The sequence below is a fragment of the Aeromicrobium sp. PFPM2_SD2 genome, assembly GCF_057364525.1.
Genome location: NZ_JBNFNZ010000063.1, coordinates 1 through 8112, shown reverse-complemented (window position 1 = coordinate 8112; position 8112 = coordinate 1). Strand labels below are relative to the sequence as shown.

The 8112-nt window shown below is 70.9% G+C and carries 5 protein-coding genes, 1 tRNA gene and 2 pseudogenes; 4 read left to right on the top strand and 4 right to left on the bottom strand.

The window, feature by feature from the left end; all coding sequences use genetic code 11:
- From AC2W7G_RS05245 to aceE, 3 genes and pseudogenes are all read right to left on the bottom strand, one after another.
- A partial coding sequence (locus tag AC2W7G_RS05245) for an acyl carrier protein (protein ID WP_485867507.1) occupies positions 1-473 on the bottom strand: 473 nt, incomplete at its 3' end.
- A gap of 46 nt (positions 474-519) precedes the next feature.
- A complete protein-coding gene (locus tag AC2W7G_RS05240) occupies positions 520-1563 on the bottom strand; it encodes a phosphatase PAP2 family protein (protein WP_485867506.1) in 1044 nt (347 codons plus the stop codon).
- 93 nt (positions 1564-1656) lie between these two features.
- A pseudogene (aceE, locus tag AC2W7G_RS05235) lies at positions 1657-4413 on the bottom strand (pyruvate dehydrogenase (acetyl-transferring), homodimeric type).
- A gap of 133 nt (positions 4414-4546) precedes the next feature.
- On the opposite strand from aceE, the gene AC2W7G_RS05230 reads away from it, so the two are divergent.
- The 3 genes from AC2W7G_RS05230 to AC2W7G_RS05220 all read left to right on the top strand — a co-directional run bounded on the left by AC2W7G_RS05230 (position 4547) and on the right by AC2W7G_RS05220 (position 5663).
- Positions 4547-4933 carry a DUF3052 domain-containing protein gene (locus AC2W7G_RS05230; RefSeq protein WP_485867505.1) on the top strand — a complete coding sequence of 129 codons (387 nt, stop codon included), beginning with the start codon at positions 4547-4549 and terminating at the stop codon, positions 4931-4933.
- Positions 4934-4976: 43 nt separating this feature from the next.
- Positions 4977-5438 (top strand): redoxin domain-containing protein, encoded by a 462-nt coding sequence (locus AC2W7G_RS05225; RefSeq protein ID WP_485867504.1) that lies wholly within the window; start codon positions 4977-4979, stop codon positions 5436-5438.
- 148 nt (positions 5439-5586) lie between these two features.
- A tRNA-Val gene (locus AC2W7G_RS05220) sits at positions 5587-5663 on the top strand.
- A gap of 5 nt (positions 5664-5668) precedes the next feature.
- Here the strand turns inward: AC2W7G_RS05220 and AC2W7G_RS05215 are convergent.
- On the bottom strand, positions 5669-6106 hold the full coding sequence (locus AC2W7G_RS05215; protein ID WP_485867503.1) for a hemerythrin domain-containing protein: 438 nt from the start codon (positions 6104-6106) through the stop codon (positions 5669-5671).
- 209 nt (positions 6107-6315) lie between these two features.
- Between AC2W7G_RS05215 and AC2W7G_RS05210 the strand changes: the two are divergent.
- Positions 6316-8112, top strand: a pseudogene (locus AC2W7G_RS05210) (RecQ family ATP-dependent DNA helicase); the annotation flags it as partial.

The following is an 8112-nucleotide window of genomic DNA, read 5'->3' as shown; positions in this document are numbered from 1 at the left end:
CGTCGTCGGCGCGGCCGAGGTGGGAGCGGCCTTCGGGACGTCCTGCGTGCCAGGCCCAGCACCTTGCCGACCGCGGCGAGCCCGAAGCCGCCGACGACGCCGATCACGAGGCCGACGCCGACGAAGCCGGCCGCGTACGAGACGGCCCGGCGCTTGCGCTGCTGGACCTCCTCGGGCGGCAGGCTCGGGTCGAGCAACGGCGGCACCAGCGAGGTCGGTGACGAGGACCGGGCCGGAGCGGGGTCCTCCACGGCGTCGCGGAGGTCCTGCACGGTCCGCACGGCGTCCAGGCGGTCGTCCGGCACGCGGCGGCCCAGGCGCTGGTGGACGCCCTCGCCGATCTCGACCATGGCCAAGGAGTCGGCTCCCAGGTCACGCAGACGTGCCGCGGGGACGACGTCAGAGGGGTCGCAGTCCAGGACCCGCACGATGATGTCGGTCAGCTCGGGGCCGACCTCGTTGTCCGAAGGCACGGGCTCAGCCTACCGATCCGCGCCGATGCGCGACGTGTCCCACGGCCTAGGCCGTCGGCGCCGGCTGCGGCCCGGGCTCGGGAGCCCGGCGGCGGCGCAGGAACGGCCGTCGTCGGCGGAAGTTTCCGGTCACCAGCGCGCCGATCGTGACCGACGCCCAGGCGATGAACGCGCCGGCGAAGTCGTCCAGGACGTAGTGCCAGCCGAAGTAGAGCGTGGCCACGACGGTCAGGACGAAGTAGGCCCACGCGACGTAGCGGAAGACCTTCTTGAGCCCGATGTGGTGGAAGAACAGCGCGGCGGTGAGCGTCACCGACACGTGCAGCGAGGCGAAGCCGGCGATGCCGTAGATCGTCTCGCCCGTGGGGTCGCTCTTGAAGATGACGCCGTTCTTGAACAGGCTCTGCTGCAGCGCGGTGACGCCGGTGTCGGGCAGGTCCAGGAACATCGACGGCTGCGCGAACGCCGGGCCCAGCGTCGGGAAGATGTAGTAGCTGACCGTGCCGAGCACCCAGTTCAGGCACAGCGCGGTGGCGTACCAGGCGCCGATCGACACGTCCCGGTTGAGCACGAGGAACGCGGCCAGCGTGATCGGGATGAGCGGCAGGTACGAGACGTAGACGAACGCCAGCACCTGCGCCATGAAGGTGGTGCCCAGCACCGCGTGCAGCAGCTCGGCGGGGTTGTTGCCGAAGGCCAGCCAGTGGTCGATGCGCAGGAAGTCGGTGTCGTAGATGACGTCCTCGCGGATGAGCGGCAGCAGGCTCTTGAGGTTGCGGTAGCCGACGTAGCTCACGTAGAAGCACAGCAGGCCGGTGGCGATGTACGCCGCGCGCCGCCACGTCCACTCCTCGCGCACGATGGTGCGCATGCCGCCCCAGAACCCCTTCACGCCGTAGCGCTGGAGCGCCTGCGGCACGATGCCGATGGCGAAGAAGCCCAGCCCCATGACGGGCAGGCGGACGTACGCCGGGCCGAGGAAGCCCTCGGGGTCCTTGAGCGTGACGTCGAGCGCGAGGGTGGCCACCACGGCCGTCGCTCCCGTGATCAGCGAGAGGACGACGGCAAAGGTGTAGGGCCAACGACGCATGGGCGCCATCCTAGCGACGGCTCGCTGAGGAGTTCCTGAGGACGGCGACGGCCCCCGCTCCGGTGGGAGCGGGGGCCGTCGGTGCGGGCCGGATCAGGCGTCGCCGCCCTCCTGGGGCACGCCGGCGACGGCCGTCGGGTCGTCGATGCGGAAGCGGCTGAACGCCTCGCTGACGCGCTCGCGCGGCACCTCGTCACGCTGGGCGAGGCTCTGCAGGATGCCCACCACGATCGACTCGGCGTCGATCTGGAAGAAGCGCCGCGCGCGCGCGGGTGTCGGCGAAGCCGAAGCCGTCGGCACCCAGCGACTGCCACGAGCCGGGCACCCAGCGGGCGATCTGGTCGGGCACCGCGCGCATGTAGTCGCTGACGCCGAGCGTGACCGCGTCGGAGTCGAGCAGCTTCTGCGTCACGTACGGCACGCGCTGGTACTCGCCCGGGTGGTTGAGGTTCCAGCGCTCGACCTCCTCGGCGTCGCGGGCCAGCTCGTTCCACGACGTCACCGACCACACGTCGCGCGCACGCCGTAGTCGTCGGCCAGGATCTGCTGGGCCTTGAGCGCCCACGGCACCGAGACGCCGGACGCCATGATGCGCGCCCGCGGGCCCTCGCCGCCGTCGGCGGCGCGGTACAGGTACGCGCCGCGCAGGATGCCCTCGACGTCGACGTCCTGCGGCTCGGCCGGCTGCACGATCGGCTCGTTGTAGACCGTCAGGTAGAAGATGACGTCCTCGCCCTGCGGGTGGGCGTCGCTGGAGCCGTACATGCGCTCCATGCCGCTCTGCACGATGTGGCTGATCTCGAAGCCGAACGCCGGGTCGTAGTGGACGACGGCCGGGTTCGTGCGGGCGATCAGCGGCGAGTGGCCGTCGGCGTGCTGCAGGCCCTCGCCGGTCAGCGTCGTGCGTCCGGCCGTGGCGCCGATGAGGAAGCCGCGCGAGAGCTGGTCGGCCATCGCCCAGATCGAGTCGGCGGTCCGCTGGAATCCGAACATCGAGTAGAACAGGTAGACCGGGATCATCGGCTCGCCGTGCGTGGAGTACGCCGAGCCCGCCGCGATCGCCGACGCCATGGCGCCGGCCTCGCTGATGCCCTCGTGGAGCAGCTGGCCCTGCTGGGACTCCTTGTAGGCGAGCAGGAGCTTGCGGTCGACCGACTCGTACTGCTGGCCCGACGGGTTGTAGATCTTGGCCGACGGGAACATCGAGTCCATGCCGAACGTGCGGTACTCGTCCGGCGCGATCGGGACGACCCGCTTGCCGATCTCGGGGTCCTTCATGAGGTCGCGCAGCAGGCGGACGAACGCCATCGTCGTGGCGATCTCCTGCTTGCCCGAGCCCTTCTTCAGCTCGCCGTACAGCTCGTTCGCGGGGAGCTTGACGCCGGTGGCCAGCACGCGGCGCTCCGGCACCGAGCCGCCCAGCGCCTCGCGGCGGGCCAGCATGTACTGGATCTCGTCGCTGTCGGCGCCCGGGTGGTAGAACGGCGCGATGTCCGAGGAGTCGATCGCCTCGTCGGTGACCGGGATCTTCAGCTTGTCGCGGAAGCCCTTGAGGTCGTTCTTGGTGAGCTTCTTCATCTGGTGCGTGGCGTTGCGACCCATGAAGGAGTCCAGCAGCCAGCCCTTGATGGTGTGGGCCAGGATGACCGTCGGCTGACCGGTGTGCTTGGTGGCCGCGTCGAAGGCCGCGTAGACCTTGCGGTAGTCGTGGCCGCCGCGGGGGAGACGCTCGATGTCCTCGTCCGACAGGTGCTCGACGAGCTTGCGCAGCCGCGGGTCGGGACCGAAGAAGTGCTCGCGGTTGTACGCGCCGGTCTCGACCGAGAGGGTCTGGAACTCGCCGTCGGGGGTGCGGTTCATCTGGTTGACCAGGACGCCGTCGACGTCGCGGGCGAGCAGGTCGTCCCACTGACGGCCCCACACGACCTTGATGACGTTCCAGCCGGCACCGCGGAAGAACGACTCCAGCTCCTGGATGACCTTGCCGTTGCCGCGCACCGGGCCGTCGAGCTGCTGCAGGTTGCAGTTGATGACGAACGTGAGGTTGTCCAGCTCCTCGCGGGCCGCCAGGGCGATCGCGCCCAGCGACTCCGGCTCGCCCATCTCGCCGTCGCCCAGGAACGTCCAGACGTGCTGCTGGCTCGTGTCCTTGATGCCGCGGTGGTGCAGGTAGCGGTTGAAGCGCGCCTGGTAGATCGAGTTGATCGCCGCCAGGCCCATGGAGACCGTGGGGAACTCCCAGTAGTTGCTCATGAGGCGCGGGTGCGGGTACGACGACAGGCCCTGGCCGACGCCGTGCGAGTGCTCCTGGCGGAACCGGTCGAGCTGGGTCTCGCTCAGGCGTCCCTCGAGGTAGGAGCGCGCGTAGACGCCGGGGGCGGCGTGGCCCTGGAAGTAGATCTGGTCGCCGCCGCCGGGGTGGTCCTTGCCCTTGAAGAAGTGGTTGAAGCCCACCTCGTACAGGCTGGCCGCCGACTGGTACGTGGCGATGTGACCGCCGACGCCCAGGCCGGGACGGTTGGCGCGCGACACCATGACCGCCGCGTTCCAGCGAATGTAGGAGCGGATGCGCCGCTCGATGTCCTCGTTGCCGGGGAACCAGGGCTCGCGCTCGGGCGGGATGGTGTTGATGTAGTCGGTGCTGCGCAGCGCGGGGACGCCGACGTTCTGCTCGCGGGCACGCTCCAGCAGACGAAGCATGACGTACCGGGCGCGGTCGCGTCCGTTGGTCTCGATCATGTCGTCCAGCGAGGCAACCCACTCGTTGGTCTCGTCGGGATCGATGTCAGGCAGCTGCGTGGGCAGGCCCTCGTGGATGACCGGGGTGCGGTCCGAGCCGGATTGCGGCATTAGATCTCCTGAAAGTCTCGTGGACACGTCCATCATTCCACGCGACATTCGCTAGGGTGAGACCGGCGAGGGGGTCCGAAACCGTACTCGCGAGTAGGAATTTCGGTACGAAAGGACGCCTGAGGAGGCACCGTTGGACGCGGCTCGGCTGGGCTTCAAGCCCGGAACCGTCATCCAGGAGCTCGGCTGGGACGAGGACGTCGACGACGACCTGCGCTCAGCCATCGAGAAGCAGGTCGGTGCTGAGCTCGTCGACGGCGACTACGGGGACGTCGTCGACGGCGTCATCCTGTGGTGGCGCGACGGCGACGACGACCTCGTGGACTCGCTCGTCGACACGCTGCAGGACCTGGTCGAGGGCGGCACCATCTGGCTCTTCACCCCCAAGGTCGGGCAGCCCGGCTACGTCCCCGGTGCCGACATCGCGGAGGCCGCCCCGGTCGCCGGCCTGTCGACCACCACGACGTCGTCGACCGGCACCGACTGGGCCGTCACCCGTCTCACCTCGCAGAAGCGCTGACCCTGGCGCTGCCGAGGTCGTCGCGACGGGGTACAAACGCCTCATGACGATCGAGATCGGCGACACCGCGCCCGACTTCACGCTGAAGAACCAGCACGGCGAGTCCGTGACGCTGTCCGAGCTGGTCTCGGAGGGTCCCGTGGTCGTGGTGTTCTTCCCGTTCGCCTTCACGGGCATCTGCACCGGCGAGATGTGCGAGATCCGCGACAACCTGGGCGACCTGGAGGACGTGGGCGCGCAGGTCGTGGCCGTCTCGTGCGACTCCACGGCGACCCTGCGGACGTTCGCCGACACCGAGAACCTGAACTTCCCGCTGCTGAGCGACTTCTGGCCGCACGGGGCCACGGCGCAGGCCTACGACGTGTTCAACGACGTCACGGGCTCGGCGCTGCGCGGCACCTTCGTCATCGACACCCAGCGGGTCGTGCGCTGGAAGATCGAGAACGGCATGCCCGACGCGCGCAACCTCGAGGACTACCGCGTGGCCCTGTCCGGCATCGCCTGACGAAAACTTCCGCAAAACCCGTGCATGTGCGCGGGGGATGCGCCACGATGGTCCTGCTGCGGCCGCTGGGGACCCGAGACCCCGGCGGTCGCAGTCTTTTCGTGCGGCCGGCGACGCCGGGCCCCTGCGGTAGTCTGTGCCGCTGACCGGGCGAATAGCTCAGCTGGTCAGAGCATCCGGCTTACACCCGGAAGGTCGGGGGTTCGAGCCCCTCTTCGCCCACCAGGACCTCACAGCGGACCCAGCACCTCGTCGGTGCCGGCGTCCAGCCGGAACGTCGCCAGCACTCCGAGCAGCTCGCGCTCCTCGTAGCGGAAGTGCGACTCCATGATGGCCGCGAGCCCGTCCAGGTGCCGGTGCAGCACCGCGGCGGGCTCCCGCGAGCGCAGTGCGCGGTCGAGCTCGGTGAGCAGGTGGCCGATCAGGGCGTGGTCCTGCTCCAGCCGGGCGATCGTCGGACGCAGCGCGGGGTGGCGGTCCGCGAGGGCCGTGAACAGGTGCACGTCCTCGCCGACGTGGTGGCCGCTCAGCGCGGTGCAGAAGCCGTGGCAGTACAGCAGCAGCTCGCGCGGCAGCCCGTCGCCGGCCTCGTCGACGGTCCGCGTCGCGACGCGCAGCGCGGCGCGCAGGCGCGCGTGCGCCGTCCTCAGCTCTCGGTCCCAGGCCACGAGCCTGGTCTGGTCGTCCTCACCCACGGGCGAGGAGCGGGGAAAGGGTCGTCATGACGCCTCCCTCGGTCCGCACCTCCATGCCTGACGCAGTCCGTCACCGGCACGCGATGCTGCTGGGACCCTAGTCCGGGCGCGTCGTCGCCGTCCAGGGCCGGCGCTGTGGACGTCGGCCCGGCGTCGTCGGACCCGGCTGTCACGATGGCTCGGTGACCTCGACCGCCGACGCCGCCCTCGCCACCCTCCGCCGCCTGACCGCGCGCGACGACGCCGTGTTCCACCCCGGCCAGCTCGAGGCGATCACCGCCCTGGTCGACGAGCAGCGCCGCTCGCTCGTCGTGCAGCGCACCGGCTGGGGCAAGTCCGCGGTCTACTTCATCGCCACGAACCTGCTGCGCGAGCGCGGTGCGGGCCCGACCCTGCTCGTCTCGCCGTTGCTGGCGCTCATGCGCGACCAGGTCGCCGCGGCCGAGCGCGCCGGGGTGCGGGCGGTGTCGATCAGCTCGGCCAACGCCCACGAGTGGGACGAGGTGCGCGGACGCCTGGCCGCCGACGACGTCGACGTCCTGCTCGTCTCGCCCGAGCGGCTGAACAACCCGCAGTTCCGCGAGGAGCAGCTGCCCGAGCTCGTCGCCCGCATGGGCCTGCTGGTCGTCGACGAGGCGCACTGCATCTCGGACTGGGGTCACGACTTCCGCCCCGACTACCGCCGTCTGCGCGACCTCATCGGCACGCTGGGCGAGAAGGTTCCGGTGCTGGCCACCACGGCCACGGCCAACGCGCGCGTGGTCGCCGACGTCGCCGAGCAGCTCGGCGGCGACGTGCTCACCCTGCGCGGCTCGCTGGCCCGCGACTCGCTGCGCCTGGGCTGCCTGGTGCTGCCGACGGCGCGCGACCGGCTCGGCTGGCTGGTCACGCACCTGAAGGACCTGCCGGGCAGCGGCATCGTCTACGCGCTGACCGTCTCGGCCGCCGAGGACACCGCCCGGCTGCTCGCCGAGGCCGGCTACCCGGTGAAGGCCTACACCGGACGCACCGACCCCGAGGAGCGCGAGGTGCTGGAGCGGGCGCTCAAGAACGACGAGGTGAAGGCGCTGGTCGCCACGTCCGCGCTCGGCATGGGCTTCGACGCGCCGCGTCTCGGCTTCATCGTCAACCTGGGCGCGCCGTCTCCCCGGTGGCCTACTACCAGCAGGTCGGCCGCGCCGGCCGCGGCACCGACCACGCCGACGTGCTGCTGCTGCCCGGCCCCGAGGACACCGACATCTGGCAGTACTTCGCCACCGCCTCCATGCCCGACCCGGTCAAGGCGCAGGCGGTCATCGCGGCGCTCGGTGACGAGCCGCTGTCCACCCCGGCGCTCGAGACGCGGGTCGACGTCAAGCGCAGCTCGCTGGAGCTGCTGCTCAAGGTGCTCGACGTCGACGGGGCGGTGCGGCGCGTGCGCGGGGGATGGGTCGCGACCGGTGTCCCGTGGACGTACGACGCCGAGCGCTACGAGCGCATCGCCGCGGCCCGGCAGGCCGAGCAGCAGGCGATGCTCGCCTACGAGCGCACGTCCACCTGCCGCATGGAGGTGCTGCAGCGCGAGCTCGACGACCCCAGCGCCGTCCCGTGCGGACGCTGCGACGTGTGCGCCGGTGCCTGGTACCCGACCGACGTCGCCGTCGACGCGGCCGCTCGGCGTCCGGCACCCTCGACAAGGTCGGCGTGCCGGTCGAGCCGCGCGGGCAGTGGCCCACCGGCGCGTCGAGGCGTCGGGGTCGAGGCCAAGGGCCGCCTGTCGGCCGACGAGAAGGCCGAGACCGGACGCGTCGTCGCCCGCCTCACCGACCTGGGCTGGGGCGGCACGCTGCGCACGCTGCTGGCCGCCGGTGTCCCCGACGAGCCGGTCAGCGACGAGCTGCTCGGCGGGGTCGTGCGCGTGCTGCGCGACGAGGACGGCAAGCGCGTCCCGCCGGCGTGGTTGCGATGCCGTCGGTGCACGCCCGCAGCTGGTGGCGTCC

What these genes read in the sequence shown, in the direction of transcription:
- AC2W7G_RS05225 (WP_485867504.1), top strand. Translation starts at nt 4,977, where the DNA reads ATGACGATCGAGATCGGCGACACCGCGCCCGACTTCACGCTGAAGAAC.
- AC2W7G_RS05240 (WP_485867506.1), bottom strand. Translation starts at nt 1,563, where the DNA reads ATGCGTCGTTGGCCCTACACCTTTGCCGTCGTCCTCTCGCTGATCACG.